Annotated in this window: 15 protein-coding genes and 3 pseudogenes; 13 read left to right on the forward strand and 5 right to left on the reverse strand. The window is 30.7% G+C overall.

Features of this window, described 5'->3' with window-relative positions:
* The first annotated feature begins 871 nt into the window (after positions 1-871).
* The 3 genes and pseudogenes from EKQ63_RS01225 (at position 872) to EKQ63_RS01235 (ending at position 3,880) form a co-directional block, all read left to right on the forward strand.
* Positions 872-1,403: pseudogene (locus EKQ63_RS01225) on the forward strand (ASCH domain-containing protein).
* An 850-nt stretch (positions 1,404-2,253) separates the two neighbouring features.
* Positions 2,254-3,441 carry a ParM/StbA family protein gene (locus EKQ63_RS01230; protein WP_139889428.1) on the forward strand — a complete coding sequence of 396 codons (1,188 nt, stop codon included), beginning with the start codon at positions 2,254-2,256 and terminating at the stop codon, positions 3,439-3,441.
* Position 3,442: 1 nt separating this feature from the next.
* Positions 3,443-3,880, forward strand: a complete 438-nt coding sequence (locus tag EKQ63_RS01235) for a hypothetical protein (protein ID WP_000763937.1) — start codon at positions 3,443-3,445, stop codon at positions 3,878-3,880.
* A 64-nt stretch (positions 3,881-3,944) separates the two neighbouring features.
* On the opposite strand, the gene EKQ63_RS01240 is transcribed toward EKQ63_RS01235, so the two are convergent.
* Entirely contained in the window at positions 3,945-5,624 is a 1,680-nt protein-coding gene (locus EKQ63_RS01240; protein WP_139889427.1) for a helix-turn-helix domain-containing protein, read from the reverse strand.
* A gap of 1,754 nt (positions 5,625-7,378) precedes the next feature.
* Here EKQ63_RS01240 and EKQ63_RS01245 point away from each other — a divergent pair.
* The 5 genes from EKQ63_RS01245 (at position 7,379) to EKQ63_RS01265 (ending at position 12,436) form a co-directional block, all read left to right on the forward strand.
* Positions 7,379-9,079, forward strand: a complete 1,701-nt coding sequence (locus EKQ63_RS01245; protein WP_143880619.1) for a hypothetical protein — start codon at positions 7,379-7,381, stop codon at positions 9,077-9,079.
* Positions 9,080-10,117: 1,038 nt separating this feature from the next.
* Entirely contained in the window at positions 10,118-10,414 is a 297-nt protein-coding gene (locus tag EKQ63_RS01250) for a hypothetical protein (RefSeq protein ID WP_143880620.1), read from the forward strand.
* Position 10,415: 1 nt separating this feature from the next.
* Complete coding sequence (locus EKQ63_RS01255) at positions 10,416-10,601, forward strand: hypothetical protein (RefSeq protein WP_143880621.1); 186 nt, start codon at positions 10,416-10,418, stop codon at positions 10,599-10,601.
* Positions 10,602-10,701: 100 nt separating this feature from the next.
* Positions 10,702-11,883 carry an FtsK/SpoIIIE domain-containing protein gene (locus tag EKQ63_RS01260; RefSeq protein ID WP_143880622.1) on the forward strand — a complete coding sequence of 394 codons (1,182 nt, stop codon included), beginning with the start codon at positions 10,702-10,704 and terminating at the stop codon, positions 11,881-11,883.
* On the forward strand, positions 11,822-12,436 hold the full coding sequence (locus EKQ63_RS01265; protein WP_143880623.1) for a replication-relaxation family protein: 615 nt from the start codon (positions 11,822-11,824) through the stop codon (positions 12,434-12,436). The genes EKQ63_RS01260 and EKQ63_RS01265 overlap by 62 nt, the downstream gene beginning before the upstream one ends.
* Before the next feature lie 5 nt (positions 12,437-12,441).
* On the opposite strand, the gene EKQ63_RS01270 is transcribed toward EKQ63_RS01265, so the two are convergent.
* Positions 12,442-12,672 (reverse strand): helix-turn-helix domain-containing protein, encoded by a 231-nt coding sequence (locus EKQ63_RS01270; RefSeq protein WP_000467337.1) that lies wholly within the window; start codon positions 12,670-12,672, stop codon positions 12,442-12,444.
* Positions 12,673-13,445: 773 nt separating this feature from the next.
* Between EKQ63_RS01270 and EKQ63_RS01280 the strand changes: the two genes are divergently transcribed.
* Positions 13,446-14,315, forward strand: a complete 870-nt coding sequence (locus tag EKQ63_RS01280) for a hypothetical protein (protein ID WP_143880624.1) — start codon at positions 13,446-13,448, stop codon at positions 14,313-14,315.
* Positions 14,316-14,624: 309 nt separating this feature from the next.
* Here EKQ63_RS01280 and EKQ63_RS01285 read toward each other — a convergent pair whose 3' ends face one another.
* Positions 14,625-14,858, reverse strand: coding sequence for a hypothetical protein (locus EKQ63_RS01285; RefSeq protein WP_143880625.1), 234 nt, complete (start codon positions 14,856-14,858; stop codon positions 14,625-14,627).
* Positions 14,859-15,011: 153 nt separating this feature from the next.
* Between EKQ63_RS01285 and EKQ63_RS01290 the strand changes: the two genes are divergently transcribed.
* From EKQ63_RS01290 to EKQ63_RS30100, 3 genes and pseudogenes are all read left to right on the forward strand, one after another.
* Complete coding sequence (locus EKQ63_RS01290) at positions 15,012-15,428, forward strand: hypothetical protein (protein ID WP_190240620.1); 417 nt, start codon at positions 15,012-15,014, stop codon at positions 15,426-15,428.
* A gap of 399 nt (positions 15,429-15,827) precedes the next feature.
* Positions 15,828-16,130: pseudogene (locus tag EKQ63_RS01300) on the forward strand (DDE-type integrase/transposase/recombinase); the annotation flags it as partial.
* 81 nt (positions 16,131-16,211) lie between these two features.
* A pseudogene (locus tag EKQ63_RS30100) lies at positions 16,212-16,367 on the forward strand (type II CAAX prenyl endopeptidase Rce1 family protein); the annotation flags it as partial.
* Positions 16,368-16,530: 163 nt separating this feature from the next.
* Here EKQ63_RS30100 and EKQ63_RS01310 read toward each other — a convergent pair.
* A complete protein-coding gene (locus tag EKQ63_RS01310; protein ID WP_143880627.1) occupies positions 16,531-18,117 on the reverse strand; it encodes a helix-turn-helix domain-containing protein in 1,587 nt (528 codons plus the stop codon).
* Positions 18,095-18,604, reverse strand: a complete 510-nt coding sequence (locus tag EKQ63_RS01315) for an ABC transporter permease family protein (protein ID WP_143880628.1) — start codon at positions 18,602-18,604, stop codon at positions 18,095-18,097. Before EKQ63_RS01315 ends, EKQ63_RS01310 begins: the two co-directional genes overlap by 23 nt.
* Positions 18,605-19,501: 897 nt before the next feature.
* On the opposite strand from EKQ63_RS01315, the gene EKQ63_RS01320 reads away from it, so the two are divergent.
* Positions 19,502-19,804 carry an ArsR/SmtB family transcription factor gene (locus tag EKQ63_RS01320; RefSeq protein ID WP_143880688.1) on the forward strand — a complete coding sequence of 101 codons (303 nt, stop codon included), beginning with the start codon at positions 19,502-19,504 and terminating at the stop codon, positions 19,802-19,804.
* Positions 19,805-20,724 lie beyond the last annotated feature (920 nt).

Raw genomic sequence — 20,724 nt, forward strand, 5'->3', positions numbered from 1 at the left:
CATCAGTTTTTCGGGAAGCTTGGTTAAACGCTGTAACGCCCTAACTTTTTTAAAATTTTCATATTATAGAACTTAAGTAAGAATGTCTTAACCCCATAAAACAATGGGTTTAACGGATTATGAACGCATAGCGTTCACGTTAATCAGAACGTTAATTTACCACTTCACAAGCGTTCATTCTGTATTCATTTTAATCTAGCTGTAATGAAATTATATATTGAACACTTAAATTACGCTTCTTTATTACAAATATAGAATGATAGCTTATTTTAAATGGAACTACCAATTTAAAATAACGCGTCCTTAAATTTCACAAACAAAGCTTTCTTGATCTTCAACTTTCAGCTTTACCAGCAAATCTTTTATCATTATCTCTAAGCAATCTTAGTGCAAGTCGCATCCCCCTAAATAGATGAGCCCTCATAAACATTGCTATGAAAGGGATAGTCGCTACAAAAACGGATAGCGTTTACGTATTCTTAAACACTAAAATAACACTTTGATAACGTTTATGTCTTAGGGGGTTTAGTTACATTCTCTAAAACATCACATCCTCTTGGAAGTATTAAACTTTCAGATCCAACTAACTACTTTATTTACTAAAAAATGAATTCTAACTTAAATAATTTGGTTGGTTCATATACAAATTACTCGCTCTAATTAATACTTTCATTATTACTTTTGGACACTATAACTTAAGCTGTCTATCAGTTATTACACTAAATCTAGAGGGTCATGCCGAATATTATTATGTAAACTATGAACTCACATTATATACATGGATCAGAGAAAGCATAACATCCTAAATTAATCTATTTAATGGCTTACATGTTCTTCTAAAATATTGAGAGATTATAGGGATGAGGGACTAATATCAGTTAATAAGATAGAAGAATATTGGCATATGTACGCGAGAGAAAACGAGTTAAACATAAGTGTTCCAGATGCATGGGTGTTTGGAGATGGTTCCAAGGAAATGAGAGATGAATTAAGAAGTTTAGATGTTAAAAGGAATCAAAACAGGAACATACGCTGCACATTGTGTTTACGGGCTTGAAGGAGAGGACATTCAAAAGTTTGGTCAGTACGATATTGTATTGGCCGGAGACAATACTCGATTAGCAATTATAAAATATACAGAGATTGATTTTTTTAAAATGAATGAAGTAACAAGTGATTTTTCCAGATCTGAGGGTACAGGTGATTTAAGCTATGATTATTGGTATAGTGAGCGTGTTGAATTTCTCGCTTGGGAATTAAGCCCGTATGGACTTACTTTTGCTCCAGACTTATTGCTAATTTCTCAAACGTTTAGGGTAATGGATGTTTTTGAACTACTCACCACACTCCCTACTTTAGCTTGGTTTTCGCAACTTCGGCAAGTGTGGGCGATAGAACGTTGAAGATTTTACGGTTGCAACGTTTTTCTGCAACCAACCTCATATCTTCAGTTTTCAAAGAGCAATCTGTACAAGTAAATGATAGCAAACATGTTGGCTTATGCCAACCGACATTCATCTCCCACCTAAAATTGGTGTTTCACACCTTTACATTTTTGAGGAAGGAGTCTTCTGCCGGAAAACGATAAATTGAAATCCAAACATGTTTTATTCTAGCTATATATAAAAGAAACAGGCTGTAAAAATCCGATTTTACAGCCTGTTTTTAAACAACTATTTTATTTTTAAAACAACTTTATCATTCGTTAACAAAAACCTTACAAACGTTGTTATTAAAGGGATAAACGCCATAATAACGTATAGCGTTTATGTATTATTAAACACCAAATTAACACTTCGATAACGTTTGTCTGTTAGCGGATTTTATACATCCTCGAAAACTTCAAATTCTCTTAAGAAGTTTATAATTTAAACTATTAATTCTAACTTTAATTCCTAAGAATATCTTAAAGGAATTCATTCAACTCATATAGAAAACTTCTCCAAGGTTTATATAAATGCCTTACAAAAGATACAATTACTAAAAAAACAATTAATCTAGCAAACGAACTGAACTTAGTTCTAATTTATATAAAATAAATATCTAATTTATATTTATTTTATATAAATTAGAACTAATCAACTGTTAAATATAGAGTTAATCCATTTAAATATTAATTTTATATTTAAATTATATCTAATTAATATTTAATTATGGTTGATCCCGTTCGAAACCTTGTAATTACTCTACTTTTAAGGTATAATATATTTATTAAATATAAATAAAAAATAAAATTTATAGAGGTGATGTATAATGAAGAATTCAAAAGGGAAAACTCTTCATATAGACATTGAAGGCGATATTGGAAACGATTCTTTTAAAGGTTACATTAATGGTGAATACATAAAAATGAAAAACGTATATCAAAGCGTTTACTCAATGCCAAATGTAACAGAAACAAACACTCAAAAAAATGTGATTAATCTAGTAGACAATATGTTTGTAAATATTGCTAGTAAATCAATTAGAAGATCAGGTATGTACTTTATTGGTAATCGAGCGATGCTAACAGGGAAGAACCCAAAAAACATGAACATTAAAGTAGGTCAAAAATATAACGATGATTTGCCGTTAATTAATATGCTAGGACTAATTGCAAATAAATCCGTTCAGCTTGAGTGGGAAAGAACTGAACAACTACCACAATCAATTAATGTGACTGTTGATCTTATTTCAGCTATTCCAGCAAGCCAATGGACACCAGTAAATGCAAAACACCTAGAGCAACGTTTTACTAATTCAAATCATGTTGTAGTTGTTTATGTAGGTGAAGAACAAGTAACAGTCAGCTTAACATTTAACAGTGCAAACATTACCCAGGAAGGCGTTCCTCCTTTATATGCAATCCTTGAAGGCGAAGAAGATATGTTTAGTGACTTTATTAAACTATATAAAGACAAACTTGAGGTAGAGACAGTTGAAAAATCCTTCTTTAAGAACAAAAAAATCTTACATAGCGACATTGGAGATGGAACAACTGAGTATATATACACAGTTGGTGTAAATCCAGTCATTGATGCTTGTAGTGGAGAAAGACGTGGCGTTGGGCATGCTACAGAAGAAGCTGTTAGGCTATTAAACCAAGAACGTGGCACAAACATTAAACGCCAACAATTCTCACAAATCCTTCAAGATCCAGATCATAAATACTATGAAGAAGCAACTGGGTACTTTAATATTACAAAAGTAGAACAAGCTGAACTTATCTTAGAAGATACAAGTGAAAAGTATGTAAGCAATACCGCTAGTGAAGCTGAAATTTTATGTGTATACGGTGGGGGAAGTGTTACTTTTAAAGATGAGTTATATAATCAACTATTAGAGTATTGTGAGCAAGTTGGCATGTACTTATTATGGATACCAGAAAAATATGCTGTAGATATGAATGCTAGAGGGATGCAAGTAATCAAGAATATTCTTACTCGAAAAAAGGTGAGATAATATGGCTGACAAGAAAAGAGAATCTTTCTTTTGGAATCTCAAAAAAATTGAGAATGAGGAGTTCTTTAAATGGTTTGAATCTCAAGGAAATATAGCAGATTCATTATATAAACTTGTCTGTTACTTTATTGATAAACATGGTTTACAAGATGTTGGTGATTATAAGATTCAACAACAAATGCAAAGAGAGATCTTACTTCAAGATAAAGATTTTTTAAATGAGGTTAAACGGGTCCTTTTGAATGATTCAAAACTCATTATTAAAAATGATGATCAAAACATCCATAATGAGATTAAATCTTCTAATGAAGTAATTGGAACTTCTGAAGAAAAGCCCGATAATGAAGATGAAAAAAAAGAAGACGTTTCTAAATCTGAAACAAATGTTTTGAATGATGAATATGATGATCTTGATACGGCAAGTTTATTTGGCAATTAGTATGTAAATACTCTAAAAAAAGAGTCCTAGAAATAGGACTCTTTTTTTAGGCTTAAATTTCAACTTACATCTTATCAATAATTAACTGTCGTTTATACCATTGATTTAATTTATTTCTTGCCGTACTAGAGAGACGTTTTGTTTTTTTATTATAAAATCTAGAAAGAGTAGGCTGCGATATACCTATCTCTATTGAAAGTTCTCGCATAGTTAAATTCTTTTTCATATGCACAAACTCTATTTTCTCTCTAATTACTTGTTCATTTTCACTCGTATCTACTGGTTTTTCTACAATTTTTATTGGCTGACTTTCCTCATGTATTGTATCAATTGTTTTCTTTTTTGCTAAGTTTTCCATTGAACTAATTAGTTCTTGGGGTGGCAATATTACTATTCCTAACTGTGAATAGTAGTTTTTAAACCAATTCTTCTTTGTCAGTTTTTCTTCTTCTAAACCATTATCATATTCCCAATGAGAAATTACCTCTTCTTTTTCTAGATCCATAAGAACATTTTCTAATTGTTCGCGAATACGATTCGGTTTTTGTTTCTGGTTTATACCCATAACTGCTAACAAACCTTTATCTCCACCTATAGAATAAGGTCTTTGTAAACTAGAAAACATTTGACGTATTCTCCATTGCCATGTTAAATATCGAATTAATCTTTTATGATATTTGTGTCTATAACTATTATATTCAAGTGCCTTTTTTGATAATAATGCTGTAGTACTATTAGATCCATATAAATATCCTGATAAGAAACTTCCCGGTTTGATTCGGCACGATTCTATTCCCATGTATTCGTTTGTGTTTTTATCTCTCCATAAAACTACAGAATCTAATACGAATAGTCTTTTAATTACCTCACGTTTTACCTCATAATGCTTACCTGTTTCAGCACGATCATTTAATACGACTACTTCATTGTCATCATTTAGATATATAAAAATACTTGCTAGGGCCGCAATCCGCTTCGCTACTTTAATTTTATCTTCTACCCTATAGTATTCCACACCATTTGCCTTAGCCTTTGAAATACTGCACATCTCTAAAACTTGTTCATATGAAAAATCAATAAATTCATCGGGCGATTTTGCTTCATTCAACCATTGAATCGTGATGGTATCTAAACAATCTGCAGTTAGATCATCCATATTACTCATTACACCATCTACTAATGTATTCCATCTTGCTGCTTCTTCAATATTCGTTAACTTTAGGTCTTCATCCTTATGAGAAGAAAGCTGTGCCACTCCATTACTATCTTTTGTTTCTATAGGATATGATTTTAACCTTGTGTTTTCATCTTCTTCAAATTGATTTTTAGCTATTCCATCTCTTAACTTATAATACACTGCTGAGTTATTTACTTCTAAATAGTTTTCATTCAATTTATTTGTATTTGATTCATTTGTTGCTGTATGCACTTTATTATTAACTGTCTGATTTTTACGAAATTCTTGTTCAATAAAGACACCTATTGTCTCATCAATGATTAAACTATATTCATCTATATTTCTATATATATCTAGAGGAGAAACACCTTTTCTTTGTTGTTGCTCTAGCCACTGTACGAGCATTGAAAATGACGGAGAAAGGTATTGTGAAGTCACAATTTTACTTTTATCTGCTTCAACCTCAAGATAATAGGACACCCATTTATGCCACAATTGCTCGTCTTGTTTATACAATTGTTCCGTTATTGATAGTGCATCTCTAAACAATTGTAGAACGTCTTCCATATAAATTCTGCTCCTTATATACATTTAGTCATTATTAATCTGAACTTGAAAATAACTAGCTATATGATGTTCCTTTTTTGAAAAACTAGAAATTAAGTCAGAATATTTCGCACTTTAATTCCGCCGTTAACATGTGCAGGGATCTAGTTTGCGTCTTTATAACCTGCTCTGTAACTGATTATACAAGACTCAATCGATTTTTAAAATCCAAAGGGATAAAACGTTACATTTTTTTTATAAATAGTTAATCTTTTTTCAAAACGATTAAACTTTATTTCAATTTCACAAAAAATTGCATCTGTTTTTATATAAAATTATTCATGACATATATATAGAAAAATAATTGTATAAAACAATATAATAATAGAAAAGGAATGCAAGTATAATGATCTATACTGCATTCCTTTATTGTAATTGTATGTCCACTATATTTTGATTCTTCCTTTTCTAAAATTAAAAAACTAACATCCAAATTTCTTGTTTTTCACCTCTTTCTGGATTCACTCCATTGTAATAAAAGCTCTTCATTAAATGACCAAGCTATTGGGTATCACCCCTAAACAATAATAATTTTTAAAATAGTAACCAACTGTTATAAAAAACAAATTAACTCTTTACAAAAGAAAACAACTCGGATAAAAACAGATTGTTTTCTTTTATAGAGAAGAACAAAGAAAGAGTAGAACAGCAATACACAAACGTGAAAATCACATGGAATAACCAATAAAAAGTGAATATTCTGACAATTTAATCGCTAAGGGTTTTCGTTTACTCTTTCTTTGTTGTTATGAGTTTAACATTATAAATAACATAAATCAACAAAAAAATAACAAAATTCTTATATTTTCGACATTTTATTCACTATGCTCTAATTTCACCTTAAAAACATAGTTACTCTAGCTTGAAAATAAAGTTTAATTGTTTTATGTCCAATATTCAAAAGGGGAACTCCGCTTAACAAGTCTTGTTTAGTACTATTATTTTTCGATTACTTCGAACATCCCAAATTCATTAACATGAAAATTTATAGCCATATCATGTCCCTTTTTAACAAAACATGAAACAAAAATAACATTATGTGTCCCTTTTTTATTATCTCGAAATTTTTTTCTAAAAGTGTTTAAAGCTTGATATATAAGCTTTTCTACTATACCTATACTATTAGTTATGAAAATTTATAGCTATATGATGTCCCTTTTATTTTAGATAAAAACCCCATAAACCTTTTTATATTAAGGGTTTTCATGTTTATAATCCTATTTTCATGTATTTATGCAACATGAAAATCCATAGCTGTATGATGTTCCCTTTTTTACCCAAAGATGAAAACCAGTCTAGCCATATCATGTCCCTTTTTAATTGTAAAATTACAGATAAACCCTATTAACATCAATGTTTAAAGGATTTCATCTCTTTAATTCACAATTATAAATATGAAAATCTATAGCTATATCATGTCCCTTTTGTTTTTTTGAAAATCGGTATAAACGTTGATTTAATCATGTTTATAAGTTTTTTTTCTATTTTTCATCTTTTCTACCAACATGAAAATCTATAGCTATATCATGTCCATAAAAAAAAATGAACGAATCCTGAAACTCCTTGATACACAAGGGATTAGAGGGCGTTTCATCTTTTCATTTTTTCTCTTAAAGGGACGCATTTCATCAAATTTCGATTTGGTATAATCATAATTGATATATTTTATAGTTTTTGGTATTTATTTCAATTTTTATAGGTAGGAGGTGAAAAAGATGGGGAAATCATTTATTATTCGTAATCAACGTAGTCTAAATGGACAATCCACAAATGCAGTTTTAGTAACACTGAAGTCTTGGCAAAAACTTGTTGAAACTTTCGAAGAAAAATACTACAGCTATAAAGATACATACCTTGAGGATATTGTTGATCATATGACATACGAAGAGCGTATTGCCGATGTGGATGGCTTCGTTGCACAGGCTAAACCATCTTTTTCACGTCGTACACTATCTGCTATTTCGGAAACAATGGGAAGAAAGCATAAATTATATGGCATTACAAACGCAGATCTGGAAGTCTTCTTATATCTACATAAAAAATGTTACACAAATGGAGTCATTCCAAATGTAACAATACATATGATGTGGGAAGATTACAAACTGTATAAAGAAGAATTTGCTTACATACAGCATTCTCAATTCTACATTGCATTAAAGAAATTAAGTATACATAACATTATTTCGGTTGAAAATGAATTAGATGGCCGATATACAATTAAATTAACTCATTTTATGAATGAAGAAACTGAAAAGGCCAATGCATATGTTTATATTAGCCCAGTGGTATTTACAAAAGCTTTCTTTGAGTTATCAATTGCATCTAAGAAACTATTCTTAGATATTGCAATGCAACAGCACAGTGAAACTACATTAAAACGTTCCTTAGACAAACAAGACGAAAGAGGGAATAGAACTCATTTTGGTGGGATGTACCGCTTCTTACATAAAAAATACCCACATCAGATACGTGCGGTTATAACAGAGTTAACAACTGCATTACCATGTACAGGGACTCCACTATTCAAAATTTGTAAATTACAAAAAGGGGTTAAGAATAAAAAAAGATATACAACTCTATATCTATCCTTACATACGGATTTCTTATGTACAAAAGAAAGCGGAGAAGTACAGTATCGTGATCCATTTACACCAAAGCTTACTTACGCTCGTAAAGCTCGTTTTATCGAATCAGTACTACAAGAGATGAGTATTGGAGAATTTACACAAGACATGAACAAATTTATCCATGTGCTAAAACATACATGCAATCGACAAATTCGAAGTGTAATTCATAGCTTACGTGACATGATAGATCGTAATGAAGAATATCCAAGCAAGTTAGTATATACACTGAAGAAATTATTAAATCAAACATCACAATATAAAATTCTTGATACAGCTGCTAAAGAAGGTATCTATCCGCTTATTACACAGCATGTTCCAAAAGAACAAAAAGAACAAGCTGTATTTGATTTCGGATTGCATTTCTCTATGTATTCTCTGCGAAACATCAAAAAGTTGTTCCGCAAAACGTATGAATTACTAAACTCTAAATTTGCTGTACCTGTTACAGAGGAATCGTATCACCGCAACTATCTAAAGTATCAAGAAGAAACATTGTTTAGAAAGTACGCCTATGAACAAGGTACAAACCTAAATGCTTATATGGCTTTAGAAATAGAAATACGTGAACTCTTAAAGGCGAGAGGACATAAAGAACGCTTTATTCCTAGTGATGTTCGGGAATTGTTCATTGAAAAGATAGATAAATTACCGAAAGAAAAGCTTCGCGTTATTGAAGTACCAGATAACTTTAATTTAATTACATTTATGCGTGCCTTTGAACAGTTAATACGCGCTGGTATCTCAGTAACAACAGCTGAGCAAGTACTGACAGCCATGAAAGCGAACTAATCATAATCAGCTCTCTATTTTTGAAAAAAATTCAACATAGAGGGCTATTCGTGTTGCTACGTTTATTTAAAAGAGCTTTACTCCTTCTTCACAATAAGTAACTTTACTCGATTCTATTCATAATAGAGTCTTTTTTTATGCAATCATATACAAAAATAGTATGGTACTTATCTCAATTTCCACACATACCTTCATAAAAAGACGTTATGGGTTGTCTAACTACATTCAAATACCTACAAGAAATCATAAGAAATAAATTAAATTTCGTGGATAAGTAGATAAATAACACATAATGTGAGTAATTTACTGCAATTATCATTGATATAAATAGCTTATACGCCTTTATCTATCAAAAATCATCAATATTTATGTGAGTTATGTGCTTAATATGGATCATGTTGATTAATTAACACATAATGTGAATTCTTTGTGGGTAACTATAATCAAATTGTGGAGATTCTGTGAATTCATATGAAATTTCACGATTGAATAAATATGTTTAATAATGTATTAATTTGTTTCATTTTTTATGTAGAAATACTAAGTTCTATTTATGATTATTTGTAGTTTTTAAAGCTGATTATGGTTTGTTTTTCTGCTGTAAAATTCTACTATTTATGATTTTTTACGCTATGTAATGTTAAAAGGCTTTGTTACAGTAAGGATATACGTACATTTCTCAGTCCTATATAAGTTTTATCTTTATATTTTAAATATATATAAGATATAGATTTATATTAGATTTTATTAATTACTATTCATAAACAAGCTGATATAGTATAACGATAAACAATGATTATAGAAAAACTAACAAAACTATAGCGTTCATTAAATACCATTGTGTGTTCAAAAATAAATCTATAACTATCCTCACAGTTATTTTTTAAGGCTATAACAACATGTCAGAGAATTTAAGATTCCTGTCAAACGTCATTCCTATTTTGGAATGACGTATTTTTTTAGGGACAAATTCGAAAACTCATATCATTATCATATGTATTTAGTGTATCTAGAATTCTATATGGATGGTGAAGACATATGAATCAATATCAAATGCTGTATAGTACACCTTATCTGTATTCTTCTCGAACATTGAATCAAATGTACAAAGCTACTAAAAATGAAGAAAACGTATGTGCTATACAAGAACACATGCGACGACATGAAGTATACCTGGACCGACAATACCGAGGGTATTATTATTTAAGTCAAAAAATCGAAAAAGATCTATATGGTGATGAACTGGCCGTCTCCTGGAATCAGCTATTAGATGAATATCAACTTTTTAAGGACAGTAAAGGGAATTTATCCATTAAACCAAAAGGATGGGGTTAATATGACAATCATTGGAGAGCTAGGGATTGTATATGGCGTGACGGGGGCTTCAGTTTTAGGAATCAAATTGCTGAAGAAGAAAGGTTTTTATCTTCCAGGTTGGTTGCTACGTTCGGGTCTTAAATGCTTACTAATTGGGAGCGTTTGGTACGTTCTAATGGATATTCTAGATGTGTTTCTACGCTAGCATTACATCTGGTAGTTGAAAATGATTATAATAGCGCATTTTAAACAGCTTTTTCTAAGCTTCCATACAGGCTCAACTACCTTAAGGAGGTATGGAGGAAATGTTGTCACTTTTATTAATCCCAGCAACCTTTATAACTGTAGCTTATTTTTACCAAAGTAATGGACCGAATGATAAGAAAAAAATTGCAACGTTTTTTGAAATTACAAAGGTTTGTGTTCAACATAAAGGCGAATTACAATATCCCATTTTTATAAAAAAAATTAAAGATGATATAAGTATGAATTATGTTTACAAGTTGCCACTTGGTGTACCTAGTCAACTAATCCAAAAGTTAGCTGAAGTATTAGAAGAAGGTCTATATAAACCTGTTAAAATATCGTTTCATCAAAGAGAGCTTCATATTCGAGTATTTAGCCAAAGAATACCTGAAATGTGGAATTGGTCTAAGGATTTATTAAAAGAGCATACATGGAGAGTTGTGGTGGGGAAAGCGTTAGATAAACATGTGTATCATGATTTCGAGAAAACACCGCATATGTGCGTGTCGGGTATGACACGGTTTGGAAAAACAGTATTCCTAAAAAATGTGATGACTAGTTTGATTTTGCAACAATCCCAACACGTGAAATTTTTTATTATTGATTTAAAAGAAGGGCTAGAGTTTAGTCCTTACAAAGAGTTATCCCAAGTTGTAGAAGTCGCTGAAAACCCGAAACAGGCATTAGAAATGTTGGGAAGAGTACGTGAAAAGATGGTAAAACAGATTGAAATGATGAAGAAGTCCTATTTTACCAATATCATAGACACATCAATTAAAGAACGTTGCTTCATCATAGTAGATGAAGGAGCAAATCTTTGTCCGACACAAGGATTACCTAAAAAACAACGTGATGTTTTATTTTTGTGCCAGGAGATGTTGTCCGAAGTCGCAAGAATCGGAGGTGGTTTAGGATTCCGGCTCATATTTTGTACGCAATATCCAACCTCTGATACATTACCAAGGCAAATTAAACAAAATGCTGATGCGAAAATAGGCTTTCGATTACCAACGGCGGTCGCTTCACAAGTTGCTTTGGATGAACCAGGTCTTGAAGATTTACCTTCTCTTCCAGGAAGAGCATTATTTAAGACTGATCGTACAGAAGAAATTCAGGTACCTTTTTTAAAGGATACAGATATGTGGGAGTTACTAAAGCAATATAAGGTGGTGAAGCAAAATGAGGCATCAAACACTCAAACAGAAAGCGAGACAAATCGAGATTTTATCCACTTTGAGTAAGTTGGATTTTTTAACTAGGAGGCAATTGCAAGCCATCCACTGTCTAGGGAGTATTCGAAATGCAAATCGTGTATTAAAGGATATGCACCCGTATTGTCACATTACAAAAATGGCTCGTGAATACGTATATTATTTAAATAAAAAGGGACGGGATTTATTAGGAATTACAAAAGAAGTAAAGAAAAGTAGTCAATTACAGCACATATTAATGCGAAACGAAAGCTGGATGTGGCTTGGATTTCCAGAATGGAAAACAGAAAGACCTATCGAGTTTTCAATTAATGGTCAACGGTATCAGATTATTCCTGACGCAACGTATTTTGAGGATAATGTTCCCCATTTTGTTGAAATAGATCGTATGCAACATATGAAGGCAAACGAACATAAAATACAGTTATATGGCCATATAACAGATATCTATAAAAGACAGAATGCTATTGTTCCAGTAATTAACTTTTTCACATTATCAGACTATCGGCAATCCAAATTAGAACAATATGCTGTAAAGCAAAATGTATTTATGAGAACATTTGTAATGGAAGATATATTTTAGTTGTTTTAAGCATTTATGTCCCAAAAATCATGATAATCAATACGTTTATCAAATTTCCTTAGTGTTTTAATGATTTTAGTTGCGGATGTTAAGGTGGGAATTCGATTTTTCTTATTTGCTAAATCACTTATTAAAGATTTACTTAATCCAGTTCGTTGTACTAACCATTGTTGTTTAATCCCTCTACGGTCTAAATATTCACCAAATGGAGTTCTCTTTTTTCCTAACCCAAACATCGGAAGCCCCCCTAATTAAGCTTGTGGTAATAATAACTTGTCCAAATTTCCATAAATCTAAACGTTTGTTCATAAATATGGAATTATAATTTTAAATAAAGCATAGAATAATATAAAGAAAATCTAAAAAATGTGTAATAATTTTGAAGAATGTAGCATTCATAGTAATAGCTACAAGTTGCTGATACACTATCCTAATGGCAACTTGTTGCAAAGGGTATTCCTATAAATTTAAAAGCTTGAACCTATTGACACACAAGGGTTTAGGCTTTTTTAATTTATGGAGCAATGAAAACAAGTTTAATAAATTAAGAGATATCATATTGTTGAGTCGTCGAATATTGAAGAATTAAATTAATAATTTCACGTACCATAATGATAATAAAAAAATATACTCTAAATGATTGTATAATACGAAACAAAAGGTTCATGATAAGAATGAATGTTCTATCTATGGAGGGTGAAACAATGTTTGATTACTCCAAATGTATGAATCGAATGATTTTTTGCATAGACCTTTGTTCATTTTTTTCCAGTTGTGCATGTGTAAATGTGTAAATGTGAACTTGTACAAATGTCCACGTGTGCAAATACGGTAGATATTTTTTGAAGAGGGCTATCGTATAGGGGTAAAGCCGATTCTTGAAACACTGGTAATTTCATATATTGATATACACCAAACATCTTAAACTGTGTCCAAAATGCATAAGGGTATAAAAAATGTATAAAATTGAAATGATGGTGAGCATTCTAATTATAAAGGAGTGTTCATTATGATAAATGACGAGTTAAACTGGCAGAAAATATTAAAAATAGGAGCTAGTTCTTTGGGTTCTTCAATAGGTAAAGCAATAATAAGCGAAATGTTTCCATCAGAAGATAGTGCTCAAGAAGCGGCGAAACAAGCAGTAGAAGAAATTTGTGATAGGGTTAAAAAAATAATTGACCAAGCCTTTTTAGATCACTATGTAGCTAATTGTGATAGTATTGCGAGACGTCTTCAGGGCTATCCAGAGAGCAATGATGTAAATATTTTACACGGCATATATGACGATGGTTCAGATTTAGTATCAGATTTAGTACGTTTTGAAACGTTTGAAGGTATAACAGCCCTTGTTTACATTTGTACTTTGCATCTAACTGACATAAAAGCTCTTAGTGAAATTGACTCTGGGTATAAAGCTACTTTAAGTCGTTGTGGGGATGAGTATGCTGCTTTATGTGAACCACGTGGTGACAAATTAGTTTACTTTACAAATGTAAGTGTAGGCGATGCAATGTATGCTAATAGTGGTCTCTACGATATGATTACAGCTCCTACTACTTCTAATTCTTATCCTACACTCAAATACAGGTTTAATTTTGTAGATGAATGGGATGAGAATTTAGAAACAAAGGTTCATATATATGATTCTGATCCTATATCACTAACAGATCCGCTATGGTACACAGAATCTCTAGGTATCCCACGTTATAGATTAACCGAAGCTGGTAGAAATTCTTCATCTATTCAAAGGCTCTATTGGAGTGCTAAAGATGAGATAATCTCACAGAGAGATACTTTCTTAAATGACAGGTTAGAAATTACAAATAATATGCGTGAAAATATTCGCAAGGCATGTTATGAGTGGCGAAATCTTTAAATTCATAAGTGAAAAGAGCAGTGAATTCCAACGTTTCTATGCCCCTAAACACACATTTAGGCATCTATTAAAATGAATGCCTAAATGTGTGTATCATTTTCCTTTCATCGTTTAAATTGGAGGGATTTTTAGTTATGGCGAGTTATTCTTTGAATCGTTTCCATACATCATCAATACTTCTTGTTCTTCTGGCGTTTAATCTTCTAATTTCTTAGCAACTCCAATTATTTAAAAATAAAAGTCAGGCTATGACCTGTTTTTACACATATCTCGGCTGTATCCCTATAGTAGTATGTTAGCCTTTATTTGTTAATTTCTCCTCGACGACTTATCGATAATATCATCAAAAACTTCCGTGCATCTTATAATAAAATCAGTATCCTCACGAGTAGTATCATTATTGCAAATACGTTCAATCACTTCTGTTCCATATTGTCTATCTTCATCTGTTTCTGCTAAATATTTTTTATAAACTCTTACAACTAGTATTGCTTCTTTTTGATCCATATCAATTTGGCGTAGCTCATCATCAAAATCGTCCAATTAAATCCCTCCTATTTGTATATAATGAAGCTTTCTTAATTATATTACAATATAAAAATTTATCATTATATAGCTCTGATAAACTACATATTTATTTTATGTATTCACAAAATTTTACTTGTTTCTTCATTATTAATAAGTCCTGTCACTACAATGAATATTCATGCAGAAGAAATTGTAAACCAAGATGAGAAATCTAATAAAAAGGCTTTCACAGTAGCAAATTCATATTTTCAGACAGTGATTAATAATACTGAATCAAATTGGAATGAGGGGAAATTACTTTTTGATAGGGATTTGTATAATGCACAAGGGGAAAAGATAGCATATCTATTTCAAGTTCAACAAGCTGAACGAAAACAAGGATATGTAATTGTAGGAGTAGTAGGTGGTACATCATATAAAGTACTAGAGTCTGCCAGAGAAGGTACACATCCTTATCAAGGTGTAAATCAAGATGAGAGTATTTACTTAGGGCCATTATCTTATTATAAAAAAGCTACTAGCTCAAAAGAAATAAAAACAGCCAATCAAGTCAAAACACTGAATGTTAGTTGTAAGAAAATATAACTTCTGAATCATCCTTAAGGTGAATCTCGACTTATTTTCTACCGACATATCATTTAACGTGTTATGAAAAGTGTACCTTTTGAGAATGTTATTTATTTATGTTATCTTACTAATATTTATTAACTAATGTATTTTTTTAGATAGTGAATGTGCAAGTGAAATTATTAATAAGCAAATGAATATATGAAGAAGGGCAAGATTATGAAGAAAGATAAAAAAATGATTGGAGGAAAAAAGAGATCATAAAATTGATCGGGGAATACGACTTGGTGAAATAGCAGTAAGAATTTTAGGTGGATGGACTTTAGTATGTATAAAGTTCATTCTACTTGTTACTATCTTGTTTGGTATTCAATATTTTATTACTAAATTAGCATGGGATAAATCTAATAAAATTCAATAAGTATAGACAAAAAAGCTTATCCGATAGCAATTGAACAGTTAAAAAAAGAAAAAAGCATACCTGATGGCATGCAACTTAGACAACAAAAGTATTTGAATAACATAGTAGAATAAGATTATTGCTTTATAAAGAAGTAAATCCGTTCCATGCTAGGGTTCAAATGTTTTGGCACAGCTACATCCATTCTTTCTGGAGTAGAACCCATGCGTATGATTAAAAAAGAACAGCTTGATTTAAGGGACCAGTCTGTCCAAAATCAGAAAAAATTCATCCATCAATTGTTTGGACTTTCAGCATAAGATACGATTTCGTTAGGAATATATGCGCTTTATTCTTTTTTGTTTTATTTTTGCACTAGAACCATTGAACGGATCAACTGAACAACAGCAATTATTATTGCTAATGGTATCTTTGCAACGGTTCATTTTGATTGGTTCTTCTTGCCTTATTTTGTGAATAGATGCTTGTGTACATAGAGTTATGAAAAAACAAAAGATTTGAAAGTATCAATGTTAGTACATATTTTATATATTTAGTTTGCGTTTTGGGCAACAAGTTTTCTTATAAACTAGCATGGAGCTATGTTAGTTTATAAGAAAATAAATTACGGTAATAATAGTGGCATAGTGATATGTCACTATTTCTTTGAGTCGCGAAGTATAATCTTATAAAATTATACTTTTACTGAAAAGAAAACAATCAAATTTTCTCCTTTGGATTCGAAACTTCCATTTTATTTTCAGAGAACAGTCCATCCTTTTTTTTCATACATTGATCTATAGCATAGTCAATATCTAAAAGCTCTTTATTTGAGAGGTTATTTTCAATTAAGATGACGGGAATATCCTTTAACGATAATGGTAAAACAGTATCTGTTATAATTAAATCTATATTTTTAAATACCATAGCGGATTCATATAATTCCCAAAGATATTTCATTTTCAGGTTTGCTTTCCCCTTGAAATGTCTATTCATGTTATTCAAAGAAAAATCACTGATAATTTGAGAGCGGGATGTAACATATAAAACATTCGGATACAAGTTCTTTTCTGCAGTAATGTATTGTAACAATAATAAAGTAAAAGACATCGTTACTTTATTATGGCATTTAAAAGTCTTTTTCTTCTCCCAAATACTGCAAAGTTCAGCTACTTCTTCTAAAAATAGAGGGTATTCGTTAGTAATCCCTGTTAATACAGTTCGTTTTGGTGAATATTGAAGCTCTGGCAACACACTTCTTACTTTTGCAATACAATAAAGACTAAACATTTTAATGACAAAGGTTTTATCATATAGAAATTCATACTCTAAATACTCTTTAAGAAAATGTAAGAATTCAAGAAACTCCTTACATTCATTTTGAGGAACATGTAAATGCTTAAAATTTTTATCTGCAGAAAATAGTTCTAGCGCTGTTACAATGTCAACTCTTGAATACTTTTCAAGAGCTAATTCAATGGAGTTTATATACTCTAATTCTGAAAATATTAATGCTAAATAAATGTATACTCGTTCTTTTATAGGAATTTCATAGTCTAACATTTCTTCCAATAATAAAAACAAACCATTAAACTCTTTAAAATACCCTTGCTGTATTAATTTCTCTTCAACACCAAAGGGGAGTTCTTCCGCTTCAAAGCCTTTCTGACTCCGTAAAATACAAATCGTTAAAAAGTTTAAAAATAGATTCATACCAAAATGAGTAAGGGTTATTCCATGTGTTGCCTCTAAATGAATCTTGAGCTTTAGCTTGAACTTTAGTGATATTTTCTGATGCACTTTAAAGCTCTGAAAATAAGAATTGCCACTTGTTAAAAATAAAATCTCGAATAATAATAAGCGAATGGCCCCTTCATTGCCCTCAATATAATAGGGCCTACTTTTTAAAGTTAAAAAAAATGGTTTAATCATCTGTTCCACTTTCTTGAGTAATTCAACAGTCATGTTACGATTTATATATAACAACTCTCCAATTTCTTCTGTTGAATAACTTCTTCTTTCAACTAATAAATTTAGTAGCTGAACTTCTAACTCCTTATGATCATGGATAAATATGCTAGTAACTGTTTCGTATTGGGGATGAATTAATTTCATACCATATCCTTTTTTCGTTTGCAAAATCCAACTTTCAGGAAGAGTTTTTTTTATGATTTTGATCTCATTTTGAATAGTCTTATATGAACATCCAATGTGGCCCCCTAGTTCTTCAGAGCAAACCCACCCAACTGCGCCTTCTAAATACTTCAATATTAAAAACTGCCTTTTAGTTATAATATGTTTTTCCATAAAAAAATCCCCTTTTTGATATATACTCATAAACTATTATTAGTCCCCATTGATTCATCATAAAAAAACCCTCTGCCTTTTGAACAAATGCAAGCGTTAAACCAGTACCTACTAATAATGCAACAACAGATAAGAATACAGCTTGTACTACTAAGTCATAAGCTAAATAAGGATTTTTCATACCAATCGCTTTTAATACACCTGATTTTTGTATTATTTGTAAATTAATAACATATGAGAACATAACAATTAACAACGATGTAATCACAAGTGAAAATGCAATAATCATTGTTAAAGTTTCTTGCTCTTCTTTATACCTAGGAATGTTCTCTGCTTTTATTTCAAAAATGGAAGAAGCATTTGTATTGGATAATCCATTAGCTAACCCCGATATGATAAGTACAAGAAATGATAATAAAATCATGATTGTACCAATTAATCCGCACCTTAATTTCGACTGTTTTAATTCTTTAAGAGCTAAAAACAGTACTTCTTATTTTGTAATTTGACTATGCATTTATCCTAAATAAGGAGTATGAACAGAATATGAATGGACTGTTACAGGTTTTTCAAAAATATAGGATTTATTACGTGATGCACAGGATAGTGTATCGATGGAAATCTGTTGAATAATTTCAGCTTTCAACAAAGAAATTTAGTAGCTGAAAAATTAACTCCTTATGATAATGGATAAATATGCTAGCAACTGTTTCATATTGGGGATGAATTAATTTCATACCATATCCCTTTTTCGTATGCAAAATCCAATTTTCAGGAAGAAATTTTTTTATGATTTTAATCTCATTTTGAATAGTTTTATATGAACATACAATGTAGCCTCCTAGATCTTTAGAGCAAATCCATTCAACTGCTTATTTTTAATTAGGATATGTTTTTCTATAAAAACCCCCTTTTTTGATATATACCCATAAACTATTATTAGTCCCCATTGACTCATCATAAAAAATCCCTCTGCCTTTTGAACAAAAATTGAACAAATACAGAGGAATTATTTTTTAAGCATGAATTTTTTTGTGAAAAAGGTAATGATTTCAAACAGAAAGTTATTAAAAACAATCCTGATTATATATTAAATATGTGTATGGAAATGTTATTTTTTTTCCCTTGTCAGGAGAAGAAAAAAGACTTTATAAGTTTTAATATCTTGTTAATCTAATAATAGAAATTTTAAAGAGTTGCTGCGAATGAATACATTGCCTCTCTAAGGTAAAAAGAAGAAAAAGAATCTTATAGATGAGCATATTATGAGTAATTGTAATGGTTCTCATATGGTTTGTACTGAATTCCTTGTATCTGTAATTTATTTAGATAGACATGCTATTATTCAAAAATTAAAATAAATCAATATAAGTAAGGGAGAATGGTGAGTACATTGTTAAATCAAGATATCCAAAGTGTGACGTATGAAGAAGAGGCATATTTGTTAAAAGTAATGGCACACCCAGTACGTTTGAAAATTATTAATGAAATAATTAAACGCAAAACATTGAATGTAACACAGTTAACCCAAATCCTAGGTATTCCACAACCAACAACATCTCAACATCTATCAAAGATGAGGAGAATAATTTTAAAGGTGGAAAGAAAGGGTACAGAAATTTATTATCAAATTAGTAATGAAAAGGTGGTGGAAATAATAAAGACATTAGGATGTCTAATGAAGTAATGGTTGATTAGGTAATCTGAGTTATATAGTAAAGGTAAAATATTTTTATATAACTAAAGTGAGTAATTAAATTTAAAAGATAAGCAACTGCTGTCTGTAGGAATAGAGGTAACTAATTTGAGAAGTTCACTTTCCCCGTTCCCCCGTGTCTTCTTAAAAGTAACTATAAATCAAGTTGCTTCTATTCCTATGTACAGCATTGTTACGCCAGCCATGTCATGGCTGTACATAATTTAGCAACGTGAAAAAGGATAATAAACAGAAAAGAAGCTATTTGGGGATAAAATAGTTTCTTTTTTGTTGAAACAATCTAGTTTTTAGCGAGTTATATCGATATTTCAAAGGTGTTTCTTGCTAGTGATTTTCCTTTTTTAAGTACTAGAGGGTGGAAATAGAAAACTAATCAGTGATTAGGAGGGGGCGATAATTGATATATGAATTAATTGAGAGTTTACTTAATTTATAATTCCATAGACTGTTATAGAATTATAATATTGCGTTTTATCATGAAAATGTTGTAGAAACCTTTTCTTATCTTTAGTAAAGCATAAATGTGTTCTTTATGAATTGTAGGGGCAAATCTCAAGTATAATTTCCTTTTGTTGCAAGCTAAGACATTCACTGGTATCACAAGTGAGTGTCTTAGCTTTTTTTGTAGTTAAATTAGGATTTTAAGATGTTGGAGGGAGTATTGGAAACTTCTAGATGAACAAATAAAATCCAACTTTGTTATTTGTTCTCTTAACCGTACGAAATCTACTATTACACGACAAAGGAAAGGTTCAAATATTGTATTGTAATTCCATCCCACTCTCTACGAAAGAAAACAAGACAATAAGATTGACCAAAATGAAAAAATCAAAGATTACGAATTAAGAAGAGGTACTATCATATGTAATTTTCAATATATACATATGATA

The organism is Bacillus sp. BD59S, assembly GCF_007363175.1.
GTDB classification, from domain to species: domain Bacteria; phylum Bacillota; class Bacilli; order Bacillales; family Bacillaceae_G; genus Bacillus_A; species Bacillus_A pacificus.